15 protein-coding genes are annotated in these 17,539 nt (G+C 69.2%); 12 read left to right on the top strand and 3 right to left on the bottom strand.

Going from position 1 to position 17,539, the window contains the following annotated elements; all coding sequences use genetic code 11:
• Positions 1-10 precede the first annotated feature (10 nt).
• The 6 genes from ACO0E1_RS15195 (at position 11) to ACO0E1_RS15170 (ending at position 9,616) form a co-directional block, all read left to right on the top strand.
• Positions 11-655 (top strand): hypothetical protein, encoded by a 645-nt coding sequence (locus tag ACO0E1_RS15195; RefSeq protein ID WP_422874944.1) that lies wholly within the window; start codon positions 11-13, stop codon positions 653-655.
• The gene (locus tag ACO0E1_RS15190; protein ID WP_422874943.1) at positions 652-1,362 is read left to right on the top strand and encodes a hypothetical protein; all 711 of its coding nucleotides are present in this window, start codon (positions 652-654) and stop codon (positions 1,360-1,362) included. The genes ACO0E1_RS15195 and ACO0E1_RS15190 overlap by 4 nt, the downstream gene beginning before the upstream one ends.
• On the top strand, positions 1,359-2,282 hold the full coding sequence (locus ACO0E1_RS15185) for a hypothetical protein (RefSeq protein WP_422874942.1): 924 nt from the start codon (positions 1,359-1,361) through the stop codon (positions 2,280-2,282). Before ACO0E1_RS15190 ends, ACO0E1_RS15185 begins: the two co-directional genes overlap by 4 nt.
• Positions 2,282-6,706, top strand: a complete 4,425-nt coding sequence (locus ACO0E1_RS15180; protein ID WP_422874941.1) for an FtsK/SpoIIIE domain-containing protein — start codon at positions 2,282-2,284, stop codon at positions 6,704-6,706. The genes ACO0E1_RS15185 and ACO0E1_RS15180 overlap by 1 nt, the downstream gene beginning before the upstream one ends.
• Positions 6,707-7,224: 518 nt before the next feature.
• A complete protein-coding gene (gene dnaB / locus ACO0E1_RS15175; RefSeq protein WP_422874940.1) occupies positions 7,225-8,592 on the top strand; it encodes a replicative DNA helicase in 1,368 nt (455 codons plus the stop codon).
• A 436-nt stretch (positions 8,593-9,028) separates the two neighbouring features.
• The gene (locus tag ACO0E1_RS15170; protein ID WP_058748764.1) at positions 9,029-9,616 is read left to right on the top strand and encodes a site-specific integrase; all 588 of its coding nucleotides are present in this window, start codon (positions 9,029-9,031) and stop codon (positions 9,614-9,616) included.
• Positions 9,617-10,177: 561 nt separating this feature from the next.
• Here the strand turns inward: ACO0E1_RS15170 and ACO0E1_RS15165 are convergent.
• The 3 genes from ACO0E1_RS15165 to ACO0E1_RS15155 all read right to left on the bottom strand — a co-directional run bounded on the left by ACO0E1_RS15165 (position 10,178) and on the right by ACO0E1_RS15155 (position 11,851).
• Complete coding sequence (locus tag ACO0E1_RS15165; RefSeq protein WP_368003034.1) at positions 10,178-10,960, bottom strand: hypothetical protein; 783 nt, start codon at positions 10,958-10,960, stop codon at positions 10,178-10,180.
• 80 nt (positions 10,961-11,040) lie between these two features.
• Positions 11,041-11,445: a hypothetical protein gene (locus ACO0E1_RS15160; protein ID WP_153001660.1), complete on the bottom strand. Its 405-nt coding sequence runs from the start codon at positions 11,443-11,445 to the stop codon at positions 11,041-11,043.
• A gap of 49 nt (positions 11,446-11,494) precedes the next feature.
• Entirely contained in the window at positions 11,495-11,851 is a 357-nt protein-coding gene (locus ACO0E1_RS15155; RefSeq protein ID WP_058742219.1) for an ArsR/SmtB family transcription factor, read from the bottom strand.
• 110 nt (positions 11,852-11,961) lie between these two features.
• Here ACO0E1_RS15155 and ACO0E1_RS15150 point away from each other — a divergent pair, with 110 nt between their 5' ends.
• From ACO0E1_RS15150 to ACO0E1_RS15125, 6 genes are read left to right on the top strand one after another with little or no spacing between them, the layout of a single operon-like run.
• Positions 11,962-13,350: an FAD-dependent oxidoreductase gene (locus ACO0E1_RS15150; protein WP_422874939.1), complete on the top strand. Its 1,389-nt coding sequence runs from the start codon at positions 11,962-11,964 to the stop codon at positions 13,348-13,350.
• Positions 13,350-14,753: an arsenic transporter gene (locus ACO0E1_RS15145; RefSeq protein WP_422874938.1), complete on the top strand. Its 1,404-nt coding sequence runs from the start codon at positions 13,350-13,352 to the stop codon at positions 14,751-14,753. The genes ACO0E1_RS15150 and ACO0E1_RS15145 overlap by 1 nt, the downstream gene beginning before the upstream one ends.
• Before the next feature lie 23 nt (positions 14,754-14,776).
• The gene (locus tag ACO0E1_RS15140) at positions 14,777-15,193 is read left to right on the top strand and encodes an arsenate reductase ArsC (protein WP_058750793.1); all 417 of its coding nucleotides are present in this window, start codon (positions 14,777-14,779) and stop codon (positions 15,191-15,193) included.
• Between the two features lie 20 nt (positions 15,194-15,213).
• Positions 15,214-16,614, top strand: coding sequence for an FAD-dependent oxidoreductase (locus tag ACO0E1_RS15135; RefSeq protein WP_422874937.1), 1,401 nt, complete (start codon positions 15,214-15,216; stop codon positions 16,612-16,614).
• A 12-nt stretch (positions 16,615-16,626) separates the two neighbouring features.
• Positions 16,627-17,022 carry an arsenate-mycothiol transferase ArsC gene (locus ACO0E1_RS15130; protein WP_368003040.1) on the top strand — a complete coding sequence of 132 codons (396 nt, stop codon included), beginning with the start codon at positions 16,627-16,629 and terminating at the stop codon, positions 17,020-17,022.
• On the top strand, positions 17,019-17,531 hold the full coding sequence (locus ACO0E1_RS15125) for a GNAT family N-acetyltransferase (RefSeq protein WP_422874936.1): 513 nt from the start codon (positions 17,019-17,021) through the stop codon (positions 17,529-17,531). The genes ACO0E1_RS15130 and ACO0E1_RS15125 overlap by 4 nt, the downstream gene beginning before the upstream one ends.
• Positions 17,532-17,539: the final 8 nt, after the last annotated feature.

Here is a 17,539-nt window from a genome sequence, read left to right as displayed (position 1 = left end):
GAGCAGCGCAGTGACGACAGCAGCACCGACCTTCACGTCCTCCATCGACGTCGAGTCCCCGCAATGGCTCGTCATCCCGGACGTCGCCGATGTGACCCCCGAGTGGCGCGCCGCGGTGCTCCGACTGTTCGAGGCGATCGTGCACGTGGACCGCGAGGCCGAGGGCGAGCAGCGGATCTTCGACGACGGGCGGGAGGTCGACCCGCAGACGTCGCTCGACACCCTGCTCGAGTTCCGCGCCGCGCTCGACGGCGGGGACCGGCTCGTCGCGGGTCTCGGTGTCCCGAACCGGTGGCCGCTCCCCGTGGTGGTGTCGGTCGGGGTCGCCGACGGAGACGGCGCACACGATCCGAGCGGCACCCGCGCGCTCCTCGAGCTCGCCGGTGCCGAGGGCGGCCTGCCCGTGGAACAGCCCGCGGTCGACGAGCTCCCCGAGCACGTCGGGGGTGAGGGGCCGGTCGTCACCCGATTCGACCTCGACGACGACGGCGCGATCTGGGCGACGGTGTGCGCGGTCCGGCGTGAGACGACCGAGGACGGCCCCGCCGTCGACACCCGCGTCCTCTGGCGCACCAGGGACCTGGACGTCGTCCCGGTGTTCGGGCCGGAGGTCGTCGACCTGCTCGCAGCGATCCGGAACGAGGTGGCCGCATGACCGAACCGACCGCCTCCTTCTTCATGGTCGTCCCGCCGGGCTGGGCGCGACTCCCAGCGGACGTGGCCCACCGGGAGGAACTCGGAGCGATCGTCCGGCAGGTGATCGCCACCGCGCTCCCGGACGACCTGCCCCGCGACCGTGCCGAACCGCTGCGACAGGAGATGCGGAAGCGCCTGACCGCGACCGTGGTCGAGGCCGGCGACAACGGCGCGACGGCGGTGTACCTGCCCGTGCAGCCCGTCGACGGCTTCACTCCCCCGGTGTCCGTCATCGAGACCGAGGTGGACGACGAGTCCGACGAGGCCCCGGAGCAGGTGATCGCGCAGATCCTCGCCGATGCCCTGCCCGATCGTCGGGACCAGGACGACCCCGGCATCCGTGAGGTGGACGGCGGCATCGCCGCCCGGACCGACACCACCGTCCGGCGCGCGGACCCCGCTGCGGAACTCCCCGGGCTCGGCCAGGACCTGCCCGTCGTGGACGACCGCCAGGTCGTGTACACGATCCCGGTCCCGCACCGACCCGGCCGGTGGGTCGTGATGTCCTTCTCCGCGATCAGCCTGCCCGACGCCGACGGTCAGCTCACCGACGCGCTCGTCTCGCTCTTCGACGCGATCATGACCACGTTCCGCTGGACCGACGTCCTCGGAGCCGAACCGACCACCCTCGAACGCCGCCTGGCCGAGCTCGGAGGAGCCGCGTGACCTGGTCCTTCGCCCACCCCGAGTCGCACCTGCTCCTGACGATGTCGGTCGTGCTGTTCCTCGGGACCCTGGCCTTCGTCATCCCGACGATCGTCGCCGTCCGTCGCCGCACCGCGACCGACGCGCTCGCGTGGGCCGACCAGGTCCGACGTGATCCGGCGGCGCCGTGGGGCATCGACCGGGTGCTCCGTGCGGTGGACGCCTCGTGCGCAGCTGCCGGGGTCGTCTTCCCCGGCGCGGTCCGCATCCTGGTCGGCGCGACCGTGCGGCTCGACCTCGCCTCCCCCACGATCGCACCACCGCAGCCGTGGACCGCGACCGCGGACGGCCGCTCGTGGACGGCCCCGATGTGGGCGCTGCAAACCGTCCCGCTCACCGCACCGGCACCGAGCGAGTTCGCCACGGTGGTCTCCCTCGGCACCGATGGTGACGAGAACGTGCTCGTCGACCTACGTCGGGTGCGCGGGATCGTCGCGCTCCGTGGTGAGCAGGCCGCACGCGACGCGGTGCTCCGCCGCGTGGTCGATCAGGTCCGCACCGATCCGTGGGCCACGGGAACGGCGGTGCTCAGCGTGGGCACCGGGTCGACCCTCGGTGTGGCCGTGTCGGTGCGCGACGCGATCGCAGCCGTCGCGGCGGACGCGACCCCGGGCCTCCTGGTCGTGGCGAAGGTGCCGTCCGGGGAGGACGGTCGCGAACTCGCCCGGCTCCTCGAGCGGCCCGGCGGCCGGTGGGCCTGTGTCGCGGCCGCGCCGCACCCGCTCGCCCGCTGGACGATCGAGGCTCGCCGCGACGGCACACACGTCTCCGACGTCCTCGGGACGGTCCGATGGATGGACGTCGGGCTGTCCATGCCGCTGGCGGCATCCACGCAACCGGAACCGGCAGAGGTCGCCGACGCGGTGGAGGCGGACGCCTGATGCGCGTCGTCGTCACCGTCGTCGACGACGTCACCGGTGAGTCCTCCGACGTGCTCGTCGACGCACCGGGCCAGACGCCGATGCGCAGTGTGGTCGACGCGCTCGCTCGCCGCACCGGCGGGGCGGCGATGCCGCAGGACGCACCGGACGGCGACGTCCCCTTCGCCAGGAGCGGGTTGGTCGACGGCGCGGTCCTGCACGTCGGCGGCGCGGACCGCCCCGAAGCCGAGCGTGGCATCGTCCACCTGCTGGTCGTCGGTGGTGTCGATGCCGGCCGGACACGCCGCCTCTCGCCGGGGACGTTCCGCATCGCGGTCGCCGAGGACGGGTCGCCGACGGTCGGCGCGGACGCTGCGGACCACCCCGGACTGGAGGCTCGGATCGCCTTCGACGGGACCGTGACGGTCCGGCAGGCACCGATGGAGGAGCCGGTAACCGGTCCAGCAGGTTCGGTGACGATCGAGCAGGACGAGATCGGCGACGAGTGGGTGGACTGGGTCCCCGACGCGCTCGTGCGCCTCGGATCGACCGTGCTCACGGTGCGCCCGGTCGAGGTCGTGGACCGCATGCTGCTCCGCCCGCCGGACTCCGGACAGCTGGACTTCAACCGGCCTCCCCGGTTACTGCCCCCGTTCCTGACGACGCAGTTCCGGATCCCGAAGCCGCCCGTGCCGCCGCAGCGGTCCGCGATCCCGTGGATCATGGTGTTCGTCCCGGCGATGTTCGGCATCGTCATGGCGACGGTGTTCCACTCGCCGTTCTACCTGCTGTTCGCCGCGATGACGCCGATCATGGTCGTCGGGCAGACCGTCACCGCCCGGCGGACGGGCAAGAAGAGCCACCGCAAGCAGACCGCCGAGCACCGCGAGCGGGTCGCGGCGCTCGAGCGGGCGATCGACGCCGCGGTGCTCGCCGAGCGGGACGAGCGCAGGTCGTCGTCGTCCGACGCCGGGTCGCTGCGGGTCGTTGCAACGACGCCCGGGCGCCGTCTCTGGGAGCGACGCCCCTCGGACGCCGACCACCTGCACGTCCGGATCGGCATCGGCGACCTGCCCTCGACGGTCACCGTGCAGGACGACCGCGACCTCGACGGCCTCACGCACGAGGACCGGGTCACCCGGGGCGTCCCGGTGACCGTGCCGCTGGCCGAGGTCGGCGTGCTCGGCATCGCCGGGGCCGGATCGACGCCGCGCGAGCTCGGCCGGTGGGTGCTCGGACAGCTCGCCGTCACGCAGAGCCCGCGCGAGGTGCAGTTCGTCGTGCTCACCGCGCAGCAGCACATGCCGGAGTGGGCATGGACGATGTGGCTCCCCCACCTGCGACCGACCGGTGGCCAGGACGCGCTCGCCCTGATCGGTGCCGACGGCGAGACGATCGGTCGCCGGCTGGCCGAGCTCACCCAGGTGCTCGCCGAGCGCCGGGCCGAGCGGACCAAGAACGGCTCGATGCGCGCGCGGTTCTCGCCGGAGATCGTCGTCGTGCTCGACGGCGCCCGTCGGCTGCGTGCGATGCCCGGCGTCGTGGGACTCCTCCGCGACGGTCCCGCATGCGGCATCCGACTGGTGTGCCTCGACGAGGAGGAGTGGCAGCTCCCCGAGGAGTGCGTCGCCACGGTGACCCACCGGACTGAGACCGAGCTGGTCCTGCGGCGGCAGCTCTCCGCGCCCGTGGAGCTCGTGCTCGCCGACCGCGTCGAGGACGACTGGTACGACGACGTGGCCCGTGCCGTGTCCCCGCTGCGGGACACGAGTGGCTCGGACGGCGACGGCCTGGTGCCCGATGCCGCGCGGCTGCTCGACGTGGTCGATCTGCCGCAGCCGTCCGGTGCGGTCGTCGCGGAGCGGTGGCAGCGCGGCGCAGCGACGACGTCGGCGGTCGTGGGTGTGGGGATCGACGGGGCGTTCGCGCTGGACCTCGTGAAGGACGGCCCGCACGGTCTCGTCGCGGGCACGACCGGTTCGGGCAAGTCCGAGTTCCTGCAGACCCTCGTCGCGTCGCTCGCACTCGCCAACCGTCCGGACCAGATGACCTTCGTGCTCGTCGACTACAAGGGTGGCGCTGCCTTCAGCGTGGCGTCCGACCTGCCCCACACCGTCGGGCTCGTCACCGACCTCGACCAGCACCTCGTCGAGCGTGCGCTCCGGTCCCTCCGTGCCGAGCTCACCCGACGCGAGCACATCCTCGCCGCGTCCGGTGCCAAGGACATCGAGGACCACGAGGCGCACCTGGAACGCGGTGGCACGGGCGAGGCGATGCCCCGGCTCGTGCTCGTCATCGACGAGTTCGCCGCGATGGTCACCGAACTCCCCGACTTCGTGTCCGGCCTGATCGGGATCGCCCAGCGCGGTCGGTCCCTCGGCGTGCACCTCATCCTCGCCACGCAGCGCCCGGGCGGCGTCGTCGGCCCGGACATCCGCGCGAACACGAACCTCCGCGTCGCGCTCCGCATGACGGACTCGGGCGAGAGCACCGACGTCATCGACGTCGCGGACGCGGCACGCATCCCGAAGAGCGTGCCGGGGCGCGCGTTCGCGCGCCTCGGACACTCGTCGGTCGTCCCGTTCCAATCGGCTCGCGTCGGCGGGAAGTGGGCCGGTGACGAGGACCCGGCCACGAGCCTCCCGTTCGTCCGTGTGCTCGACTGGCGCGACTTCGCGACCGCACCGCCCGCCCGTCCCGTGCGGAGCGACCGCGCGTCGGCCGCGACCGACCTGTCGGTGCTCGTCGGTGCGATGGGCGAGGCGCGTGAGCGACTCGGGATCGGCCCCCTGCACAGTCCGTGGTTGCCGCCGCTGCCCGAGCTGCTGCCGCTCGACGCCGTCGGCACGGCGGCCGTCGGAGCCGGGCGGGCCCTGACCGCCGACGAGGACGCGCTCCGCTTCCCCTTCGGCACCGAGGACCTGCCGGACACCCAGGAGCAGCGCGCAGCGGAGATCGACCTCGACCGCTTCAACCACCTGTTCATCGTCGGAGCCCCCGGTTCCGGGCGGTCCCTGGCGCTCCGGACGATCGCCGCGTCCGCGGCGTCCGCCATCCCCTCCACCGACCTGCACCTCTACGCGATCGACTGCGGCAACGGCGCGCTCGCGTCGCTGCAGGCGCTGCCGCACTGCGGCGCGGTCGTGCAGCGCACGCAGGTCGAGCGTGCGACGCGGCTCATCGACCGGCTCAGCCGCGAGACCGCCCGTCGGCACGACGTCATCGCCGCCGCGAGCGCATCCGACATCACCGAACAGCGGCTCCTCGCCGCGCCGGGAGAGCAGCTGCCGCACGTGCTCGTGCTCATCGACCGGTGGGAGAACTTCACCACGTCGCTGGGCGAGGTCGACGGCGGTGCCCTGACCGACTCGGTGCAGTCCCTCCTCCGCGACGGAGCGGCCGCGGGCATCCACATCGTGATCTCCGGCGACCGCACCCTGCTGTCGTCGCGGATGTCGACGCTCACCGACGACAAGATCGTCCTGCGCCTGACCGACCGGCTCGACTACTCGCTCGGCGGCATCAACCACCGGAAGCTCCCGGCGTCGATCCCGGCCGGACGGGGTTTCCGCGCCGAGTCGGGCATCGAGCTGCAGTTCGCCTCGCTCGGGCCGGACGTGTCCGGACAGGGGCAGGCGGCTGCGATCCGGGCGTTGGCGGCGTCGCTCGGTGCTGGGGTCGGCGCCGCGCCGGGCCCGCGGCCGTTCCGCGTCGACGCGCTGCCGAAGGACCTGGACCTCGACGGGGCGCTCGCGCTGTCCTCGGCGCCCGTCCTGACGCCGATGGTCGCCGTGACCGGGATCGGCGGCGACGACATGGAGCTGCAGACCGTCGACCTGTCCACCGGAGGCGGCACGTTCATCGTCGCCGGGCCGTCGCGGTCCGGGCGCTCGACGATGCTGGCGTCGATGGCGCGGTCGCTGCTCGCGAGTGGGACGCAACTCGTCGTGCTCGCGCCGCGACAGGGTGCCGTCCGAGACCTGGCAGGGCTGCCCGGCGTCCGCGCGGTGTTCACCGGGGACGACGTCACTGTGGAGGAGCTGTCCCCCGTCCTGACTGGTGGTTCCACGGTGCTGGTGGTCGACGACGGCGAGCTCCTCATCGACTGCTCGGCAGCCAAGTGGCTCCGCGACTGGGGTCGTGCCGCGGCGGACAACGGGCAGGGGCTGCTGCTCGGTGGCAACACGACCGGGCTCGCCGCCGGGTTCGGAGGGTGGCAGGTCGACGCCAAGAAGAACCGTCGTGGTGCGCTGCTCTCGCCGCAGGACACGCTCGCCGGGGACCTGATCGGCGTCCGGATCTCCCGCTCGTCGATCTCCACGCGGATCGAGCCGGGGACGGCGTTCGTGCACCTGGGGACGGGGCTGGCGTCGACGTTGCAGGTGCCGCTGGTGACGGCGGCGACGCGGACGGGCAGCGAGGCCGGGGAGTTGGCCGAGCGCTGAGACGGGTCGGGTGGGTGCTCGGCGCCTCACTGGTCCTGGTTGTCTGCCGCGTTGCGCTGGGCGGTTACCGATCCGCTGCGCGGCGGCCTGGAGGCTCGGGTGCGCTGGCCTGACCGGTTACGTCCGGCGCGGTGTCGGGAGTGCCTGGGAGCCAGCCGGGAAAGCTGCCCACAGGCTCGCGTTTGTCAAGTCGTTTTACACAGTGGAAACGTCAAATCGAGAACCTTCAACTGCACGTTGAACCCCACTTTTCCACACACAGTGTGGAATTGAAAAGCCCAGATCAAGTGGTCGAAAGTGTGTTCGGAGGGGTGGTTGTGCACAGCACTGTCCACAGTTGTCCACACGAACTTCCGGCGTGTTCCGCGATTCGTCCACAGAGTTATCCACAGGCATGTTTTGTGGGGATAACTCCGTACCCGTAGCTTGGCCCAGCGACTCGGGGATGTCGGTCGCTCGGGGTAGAACTGCCTGGACCGGTTTCGTCCGGGGCAGGTCGCAGAACAAGAGGAGACCGTGTGTCGATCGCGCATCTTGAGCCCGCACCGCAGGACTACGCGGAGCGCGGTGGCATGGAGCGCACGCCGCCGCACGACCTCCTCGCCGAGCAGTCGACCATCGGCGGCATGCTCCTCTCGAAGGACGCCGTCGCCGACGTCATCGAGACCGCACGTGGCGTGGACTTCTACATCCCCAAGCACGAGGTCATCTTCGACGCGATCCTGTCGCTGTACTCCCACGGTGAGCCGACCGACGTCATCGCCGTCACCGACGAGCTGACCAAGACCGGTCTGCTGTCCCGTGCCGGTGGCGCCGAGTACCTGCACAGTGTGACGAGCATGGTGCCCACCGCCGCGAACGCCGGGTACTACGCCGGCATCGTCGCCGAGAAGGCGGTGCTCCGTCGCCTCGTCGACGCCGGCACCCGGATCGTCCAGATGGGCTACGCGTCCGAAGGTGAGGTCACCGACCTCGTCAACAGTGCCCAGGCGGAGGTCTACAACGTCGCCGGCGGCGTCCAGACCGAGGACTACGTGCCCCTCACCGACGCCATCGGTGCCGCCATCGACGAGATCGAAGCCGCCAAGGGTCGCGACGGGCAGATGACGGGCGTCCCGACCGGGTTCGCCCAACTCGACGGCCTGACGAACGGCTTCCACCCGGGGCAGCTCATCATCATCGCCGCCCGCCCCGCGCTCGGGAAGTCCACGCTCGCGCTCGACCTCTGCCGCGCCGCAGCCGTCAAGCACGACCAGACGGCTGCGTTCTTCTCGCTCGAGATGGGCCGCGCCGAGATCGCGATGCGTCTGCTGTCCGCCGAGACCAGCGTGCCGCTGCAGCACATGCGCAAGGGCACCGTCGACTCCCGCGACTGGACCACCATCGCGCAGACCCGTGGGCGCATCAACGACGCGCCGTTCTACATCGACGACTCCCCCAACATGACCCTCGTCGAGATCCGCGCGAAGTGCCGCCGGCTCAAGCAGCAGCACAACCTCAAGCTCGTGGTCATCGACTACCTGCAGCTGATGACCTCCGGCAAGAAGGTCGAATCGCGCCAGCAAGAGGTCTCCGAGTTCTCGCGTGCGCTGAAGCTCATGGCGAAGGAGCTCCAGGTCCCCGTCATCGCGCTGTCGCAGCTGAACCGTGGACCCGAGCAGCGAGCGGACAAGAAGCCGATGATCTCCGACCTGCGTGAGTCGGGCTCCATCGAGCAGGACGCCGACATGGTGATCCTGCTCCACCGTGAGTCCGCGTACGAGAAGGACAACCCGCGGCAAGGGGAAGCGGACCTCATCGTGGCGAAGCACCGTAACGGGCCGACGGACACGATCACGGTGGCGTTCCACGGGATGTTCTCGCGGTTCGTGGACATGCCGCAGTAGTCCGCTGTCGCTGTCGATGTCCCAACTAGATGGTCCCCCCGCCCAGGAGATGGTCCGTTCGAGTGAAGCGGACCGCCTACATGGCGGACGATGAGCCAAGGATCGGATCGTCATCATGAGGGTTCCGCCCTACCTACCCGCGCCGGCGTCTGTGCCGTTCAATGGAGCACCCAGGAGCTTCGCTCTCGACCCCGAGCCTCGACGTCGACGTACGCCAGACCCCTGGGCGGATTTTGAGGCGTGGTGTGCACGGCGCGCGATCAGCTCTTTGCCTGCTTCGGGCCTGGTAGTGGCAAGTTATTTACTCGATCGGTCCCGCGAGATCGATGACTCAGGCGCACTTGCTCATTCGGCTGGCCGGCTCAAGAGTTGGATTGATCTCATCGACGCAATTCACGTGGAAGCACACCTTCCTCGGATTAGATCCGCTTCACCGGTGCCCACCGTTCTAACGAACTTCATCAAATATCAAGATCGCGCGAAGTGCCAGTCCTTCCCGGCGGTGAACGCGCTTGAGAGTTTGCTGGAAGCTATCGAAGTCTCTCTCGAGGAAGCAGATAGGGACCGCGCCCGAGCGTTGCTTCTCATCGGAGCGGTCGGAGGATTGACATACGCGAGCCTGACGGCCCTGCGTGTCGGTGATGTGCTTGCAGACCCTGGGGACGGCCTTCGGGTGTCGACTTCTTCCGCTGACATCATTTGGATTCCTGTGATCCGGCAGGCCCAATTGTGCCCCGCATGTGCCTTCGTCAGGTGGTGCGCCCACATCATGCCGCGGGAAGAGCTGATGGTCAATGCTGGGCAGTACGGTCATGTTTGCTTAGTTGCCGCCATCTCGTCGCCGGCCGGGCTAGAGAAGTCCCCCTTGTTCCGTCGATTAGGGACGAGACACGTGGAAGCTCTCACGGTTCAGGATGTTGCGTCGATCCTCGACGAGGTGCGGCACCGGGCCGGTCAGAGCCGGGGTGAGTTGGACGGTCTTCGCGATGAGCTCCTGATGGCTGACATCGTCTCGTCTTTGTGACCTTCTGGGACCAGTCCGATGGCACACCAGACCACACCACCATCACGGTGACAATTTGCGGGATGTTCTCGTGAGCCGTGAGCCGTGAGCCGTGAGCCGTGAGCCGTGAGCCGTGAGCCGTGAGCCGTGAGCCGTTGTGGGTTCCAAGCGAAAGTGTCCGATTCCAGACTTTCGTGTCCATCGGTCAGCCCCAGGTCCTAGGGCAACAGGTCGTCGCGGGCCTTCCGGACCATTTCGGTTTTAACGGCCGCGATTCCGACTTCAGGCCGCCGCGAGGGCGTTCTCGGTAGTGCAACTAATTCGCGATAGGCGGTCTTCACCGAACTGGTAGAGACCATCGCGGTGGCATCTTGGGTTATGTTCTCGTGAACGGGGGAGGTTTCTCCCCACGCGGATGGGGTCGTCCGCCAGCTAAATTGTCCAACTGCCACGCAACGTGTCTGAAATACGGACTTGGACACGTTGATTGGCAGTCCCGTCGGTCCACCTCAGTTCCCAGTGACAACAGGGCATCGTCGTAACCACTCCGCGCCGTCGGTGTCCGCGCGGAGTGGTGGATCCCTACTCGGTGCTATGCCAGCCGGCGCTCAGGTCGTCGTGCCGAACTGCCCGTCGTCGATGCTCGATGCTGACTCCGTCAGGGAACAGGTTGATGAGGACCAGTAGGTACGCCGCGTACCACTCATCCGCGATCTGTTCAGCGCGGCGGATGCGCAGGAGATCCTGCTCGGCAAAGCGGATCAGCTCAGGGTATTCGTCTTTGTCGACCGGTTCGTAGGTGCCAGCCTTCAGCCATCGGCGCTCATCTGCTTGCCAAATCAGTCCAACGCAATCATCATCATCGCCGTCTAAGAGCTCGAAAGCGAACTCCCAGTTGTCAGCCCACGCCTTTCCCATCTCACTTGCGACGTAGCCGTCAGGTTGCGGGGTCTCCTTCGGCATTGGTTCATGGGGGTACCGCATGACGGTGTTTCCGTCCGCTGCGTAGAACTGGACCTCACCGATGAGTAGGGCGTCGACAACCGAGTGACATTTAGCTCCGCTCGCGAGGTCGCTGCGGAACATCCACAGTGCCATGTCCGCCTGCTTCTGCCAGTCGTTCCATGCTTCCTCGGGCCCCGGCAGCGTCTCGCCGGGTGGCTCGATCGTCCACGTGGTTCGGTCCCCGAGGACCCACGCCAGAGTGGCTGGTCGGGTCGCATCGGGTTGGAACCGCAACGTGACTGGCCCGTTCTCCTCGCCGGCGGCGGTAAGGCGGGGAGCGTTGAAGTGACGGCGGACCGCAGAGTGGTCAACCTGATGCGATGGCCATTGGTACCGAACCTCGAGCACTACCATCGCCACGCGAACCTCCTACGACGTCGCACTGGTTGCTGACTCAGCCTGCCGAACCGCTCCCATAGACGCAGGGCTCGATCGTTCGATCAGAACTGGATGTAGCCATTCCAAGCTGCCTCGGCTTTTGCTTTGTCATCACCGAAGATGTCAGGGTCAACTGGGAAGTGCTCGTTCCGGAAGTGGTCCAACTCCAGCTGCGCACTATCTCGAAGCGTCGCTCGGTCCTCGTCAGGATGTCCCAGAGCAAGCATGGCGGTGCGCCGCTCGATGACGGCATCCCAGAGTTGTCGTCGGCTGACTTCCGCGATCAGCTGCGAAGCAACGAGCATCGAATTGAACTCGAGCGATCCAGCGAATCGGTCCATCAAGGTGACGAGGTCCCTGTCCTTCACCTCGGTGAACACCTTCGGCTGCTTGCGTTGCTCCTCCATCATCCAACGTATCTGTGCACGGGCCTCCGCCATTGGGTTTGATTCTTGCTCGTCGGTCATGTCCTCATCCTCACCGTGCGGAGGCTTCGTCGCGAGGCGAGTTCGGTGATCAGCGGGTGGGTGAGGTGAGCAGCGCCGCGACCGAATCGAGCGCGCCGGGGACGAGGGAGAAGTATGCCCAGGTGCCGCGCTTCTCGCGGTGCAGGATGCCGGCGTCGACGAGCACCTTGAGGTGGTGCGACACGGTCGGCTGGGAGAGCCCGAGCGGTTCCTGCAGGTCGCAGACGCACGCTTCCGCGCCCTCGTGCGCAGCGACCATCGAGATCAGCCGCAAGCGCGCCGGGTCCGCGATTGCCTTCAGTGACTTCGCCAGGACCTCGGCGGACTCCTGCGTCATCGCTTCGGTCGTGACGGGCGAGCAGCATGCGGTGACGTCCTGGATGGGGAGCAGCTCGATCGTCGTCATCGCACCATCATCCCACGCCCTTCGACGCAGGTCTATATTTGCGCTCATCGATATCGACGTGTTTCGATGTTCCTGCTTGACCTCCGATCGATCTGTGAAGGACCGACCCGATGACTCACCTTGTTGCCGTTGGCGGTAGTGACGCCGGTATCGCCGCGGCGCTGCGCGCCCGTGAGCTGGACCCGTCGACCGATGTGACGGTGGTCCTCGCCGACGAGTTCCCGAACTTCTCCATCTGCGGCATCCCCTACTGGGTCTCCGGCGACGTCGCCACCGAATCCTCCCTCGCGCACCGCACCCGCGCGGACCTCGAAGCCGCCGGCATGACCGTCCGCTCCTCCACATGGGCTTCCGCCGTCGACGTCGACCGCCGACTGCTGACTGTCACCGGCCCGGCAGGTGAGGAGCAGATCGGGTACGACGAGCTGCTGATCGGGACCGGCGCTGCGCCGGTCCGCCCGGCCGGGATCCCGTTTGGTGCGCCCGGCATCCACCTGCTGCACTCGATGACCGACGCCGAGCAGGTCGTCGCTGCCCTGGAGCTCCTGCCTGCCGGGAGCCGCGTCGCGGTCGTTGGCGCCGGCTACATCGGTCTCGAGATGACCGAGGGGCTTGTCGCTCGCGGGTTCGACACGACGCTGATCCAGCGCGGCCCGGAAGTGCTCTCCACCCTCGACCCGGAACTCGGGTCCCTCGTCACCGCGGAAGTCCGCCGACACGGCGCAACCGTGCTGACCGGGGCGACCGTCACCGGCATCATCGCGGCCGGAGCTGGCCAGTGGCGGGTGGCGACGACGACGGCTGCCGGGGATGCGGAGGGGACGTTCGCGCTCGTGGTGGTCTGCGTCGGCGTGCGGCCGGTGACGGATCTCGCCGTCGCGGCCGGGGCGCAGCTCGGGCAAGCGGGCGCGATCGTCGTCGACGAGCAGATGCGCACCGGGGTGCCGCATGTCTGGGCTGCGGGCGACTGCGTCGTGACGCATCACCGGCTCCTCGGGACGACGTGGCTGCCGCTCGGCACGACCGCGCACAAGCAGGGCCGCGTCGCCGGGGAGAACATGCTCGGCGGGTCCCGGACCTTCGCCGGTTCGGTGGGGACGCAGGTGGTGAAGGTGTTCGACCTCGTCGCCGCCCGCACGGGCCTCCGCCACCACGAGACCGCTGCGCTCGACGTGTCGCCGCTGACCCGGGTGACGGTGGCGGATGACCACAAGCGGTACTACCCGGGCGCGGTGCCGCTGACGATCAGTGTCACCGCCGACCAGCCGTCCGGCAAGCTCCTCGGCGCGCAGATTGTGGGGCAGCGCACGGCGGAGATCAGTAAGCGCATCGACACGTACGCCACCGCCCTCCACGTCGGCCTCTCGGTCGACGACGTCATCGACTTGGACCTCAGCTACACGCCGCCGCTCGGGTCCCCGTGGGATGCCGTGCAGGTCGCTGCGCAGGGCTGGGAGCGCGCCGCCGCGGCGGCGAACCAGGCCGAGGTGAGCGCCTGATGGTGCTGGCTGTGGTCGCTGCGGCGATCTTCGTCGCGACGCTCGTGGTGGTGATCTGGCAGCCCAAGGGCTTCCCGATCGGCTACACCGCACTCATCGGCGCGGTCATCGCCCTCGCGACCACGGTGGTTGGGCTCGGGGACGTGCCGACGGTGATCGGGATCGTGTGGAACGCGACGCTGACGTTCGTCGCCGTGGTGCTGATCTCGTTGATCCTCGACGAGGCCGGGTTCTTCGAGTGGGCAGCCCTCCACGTGGCCCGGTGGGGTCGCGGGAACGGTCGGCTGCTGTTCGTGCTGATCGTCGGCCTCGGCGCGGTCATCGCGGCCGTGTTCGCCAACGACGGGGCCGCGCTGATCCTCACCCCGATCGTGGTCGGGATGCTCCGCGCGTTGAACATGCCGGCGAAGGCGGCGCTGGGGTTCATCCTCGCCACCGGGTTCATCGCCGACACCGGCAGCCTGCCGCTGGTGGTGTCGAACCTGGTCAACATCGTCTCCGCCGACTACTTCGGCCTCGGGTTCGCCGAGTACGCCGCCGTCATGGTGCCCGTCGGCATCGTGTCCGTGCTGGCGTCCCTCGGGATGCTGCTGGCGTACTTCGGCCGGTCGATACCGAAGCGGTACGACGTTCTCGCCCTCACCCGTCCCGCTGCCGCGGTGAAGGACCGGGCGACGTTCCGCGCCGGATGGGTGGTCCTCGGGGTGCTGCTGGTCGGCTACTTCGCCGCCGACCCGCTCGGCGTCCCCCTCGCCGCGGTCGCTGGTGTCGGTGCGGTCGTGATCGTCCTCGTCGCCGCCCGCCAACCCGCGTTCCTCTTCGCCCGTCAGGCTGCGTCCCCGGTCCTCGTCACGACCGGCGGCACCACCACCGTCACCGGCGGCAGTGATGGCACCGTTGGCGGGTCGGGGCGGGTGATTCCGGTGTGGAAGACGATCCGGGATGCGCCGTGGCAGATCGTGCTGTTCTCGATCGGCATGTACCTCGTCGTCTACGGGCTGCAGAACCAGGGCCTCACCGACTACCTCGCGAAGCTGTTCGACGTATTCGGGGACCACGGGGTCCTCGTCACCGCGCTCGGGGTCGGGTTCGTCATCGCGATCCTGGCGTCGCTGATGAACAACATGCCGACGGTGCTGATTGCCGCCCTCGCGATCGGCGGTGCCGGCGCGACCGGGTTGACGCACGAGGTGATGGTCTACGCCAACGTCATCGGCTCCGACCTCGGCCCGAAGATCACCCCGATCGGGTCGCTGGCGACGCTGCTGTGGTTGCACGTGCTCGACCGGAAGGGCATCCACATCGGGTGGGGGCAGTACTTCCGCACAGGCATCGTCCTGACCGTCCCCGTCCTCGCCGTCACCCTGACAGCCCTCGCCGGCTGGCTCACCCTCATCCGATGACCACCCGAACCGAAAGCACCGCCATGACCACGACCCCCACGATCCTGTTCGTCTGCGTCCACAACGCTGGCCGCTCGCAGATGGCCGCCGGCTACGCCCAGGCCCTCGGCGGCGACCGCGTGCAGGTTCTCTCCGCCGGCAGCGCCCCGAAGGACCAGATCAACCCAGTCGCAATCGAAGCGATGGCGGAAGACGGCATCGACATCGCCGGGAACCAGCCGAAGGTCCTCACCACCGACGCCGTCCGCGAATCCGACGCGGTGATCACGATGGGCTGCGGCGATGCGTGCCCGATCTTCCCCGGCAAGCGGTACGAGGACTGGGACCTCACCGACCCCGCCGGGAAGGGCATCGAGGACGTCCGCCCGATCCGCGACGAGATCAAGACCCGCGTGCAGGCGCTCCTGGCCGAGCTGCTGCCCACCGAAGCATCCGCCTAACCACCGGAAGGACCACGACCATGACCCTCACCCTCACCGTCCTGCCCCGGGCCGACGCGGACCGCCTGGCCGGGCTACCCGTCGCCGTCATTGGCGCCGGCCCCGTCGGACTCGCCGCGGCCGCGCACCTCCTCGAGCAGGGCCTCCCCGTCGTCGTCTACGAAGCCGGCGACCACGTCGGTACATCTGTCCGAGCGTGGGGGCACACGCGGCTGTTCTCCCCGTGGCGGTACGTCATCGACGACGCCGCCCGCCGGCTCCTCGAACCCACCGGCTGGAACGAACCCCGCCGGTCGTCGCTGCCGACCGGCCACGACCTCGTCGCCCAGTACCTCGACCCGCTCGCGCAGACACCCGAGCTGGCACCCGTGATCCGGTACGGCGTCCGCGTCGACGCCGTGTCCCGGCAGGGCATGGACCGCACCCGCTCCACCGGCCGCGCCGACACCCCGTTCCTCCTTCGCCTCCACACCACGGACGGCGTCGAGGACGTCACCGCCCGCGCCGTCATCGACACCTCCGGCACGTACACGTCCCCGAACCCCCTCACCGCTGCCGGCCTCGCACCCGCCGTAGACCTCGGCGACCGCGTCGTGCACGCCCTCCCGGACGTGCTCGGCGCGAACCGGGCGAGGTTCGCCGGGAAGCGGGTCCTCGTCGTCGGTGCCGGCCACTCGGCCGCGAACACGCTCATCAAGCTCGCCGCCCTCGCGAAAGACGAACCCGGCACAGCCCTGCTCTGGGCAATCCGGAACGTCGGCACCGCCCGCCTCAGCGCGGACGCCGCGGACGGGCTCGCCGCCCGCGGGCAACTCGGCTCGAACGTCCACGGCCTCGTCGAGTCCGGCCAGGTCGAGCAGCTCGCATCGTTCGAAATCGACGACGTCCGCTCCGACGGGGACCAGGTCACCGTCGTCGGCCGCCGTGCCGGTGAAATGTTCGCGGTGACGGTCGACGTCGTCGTGAACGCGACCGGGTTCCGCCCCGACCTCGACATGCTCCGCGAGATCCGCCTGGCCCTGGACGACATCGTCGAAGCACCCCGGGCGCTCGCACCGCTGATCGACCCGAACCTGCACTCCTGCGGCTCCGTGCCCCCGCACGGTGTCGCGGAGCTGGCGCACCCGGAGCCGAACTTCTTCATCGCCGGCATGAAGTCATACGGCCGCGCCCCCACATTCCTGCTCCTCACCGGCTACGAGCAGGTCCGATCCATCGCCGCGGAACTCGCCGGGGACCACCAGGCCGCCCGCGACGTGCAGCTCGTCCTGCCCGAGACCGGCGTGTGCACCACCGGCGTCGGCGGCTCATCCTCCTGCGACGTCCCGGCAGCCACGGACCAGGCCACCAGTGACTCGTCCTGCTGCGCCGCGCCCGCACCGGCCGCTCCGCCCGCCAGCAGCTCCTGCTGCACGAACTGAACCGGACCCCGCATGACCGACAAGCCCACCGTGCTGTTCATCTGCAAGCACAACGCGGGCCGCTCTCAACTCGGCGCCGCCCTCCTCGAACTCGCCGCCGACGACCGCTACACCGCCACCTCCGCCGGCATCGCGCCCGCCGGCGAGGTGAACCCGTCGATCGCCGCGACCGTCGCCGAACTCGGCCTCGACATCAGCAGCCGCATCCCGCGGAAGGTCACGCCAGGGCTGCTCGATGCAGCCGACGTCGTCGTGCTGATGAAGCCCGGGCTGGACCTTCCCGCGATGCCTCGCGGGAAGGTGTTGCAGTGGTCGTTCCCGGACCCGGACTCCTGGTCCCCCGACGACGTCCGCCCCATGCGCAACGCCGTCGCCACCCGCATCCAAGAGGAGCTGCTGCACCCATGACGGACCCCTCGGTCGCGGTCCGGCCGATGACCGCCGGCGACTGGCCAGCCGTCGAGGCGATCTACCGGGAAGGCATCGCAACCGGGAACGCGACGTTCGAGGCGGAACCGCCGACCTGGGAGGCGTTCAACGGCGGGAAGCTGCCCGATCACCGGTTCGTCGCCCTAGGCGGCGACGTGGTCCTCGGCTGGGTGGCGGTCTCCCCGACGTCCGCCCGGCCGGTGTACCGGGGCGTCGTCGAGCACTCCGTGTATGTCGCCGCCGCAGCCCGTGGCCGTGGCATCGGACATCTGCTCCTTGACGCCATGATCGCGTCGACGGAGGCAGCCGGCATCTGGACGATCCAGTCCGGGATCTTCCCCGAGAACACCGCCTCCCGAGCCCTCCACACCCACCACGGGTTCCGAGAACTTGGCACACGAGAACGCATCGGCCTCATGACCTTCGGGCCATGGGCCGGACAGTGGCGCGACAACGTCCTCGTCGAACGACGGAGCCCTCAACTATAGATTCAACT

Source organism: Curtobacterium guangdongense (assembly GCF_049341845.1).
GTDB classification, from domain to species: domain Bacteria; phylum Actinomycetota; class Actinomycetes; order Actinomycetales; family Microbacteriaceae; genus Curtobacterium; species Curtobacterium guangdongense.
Note: the sequence above shows the minus strand (reverse complement) of the source record. Positions and strands in the feature narration are given on the sequence as shown.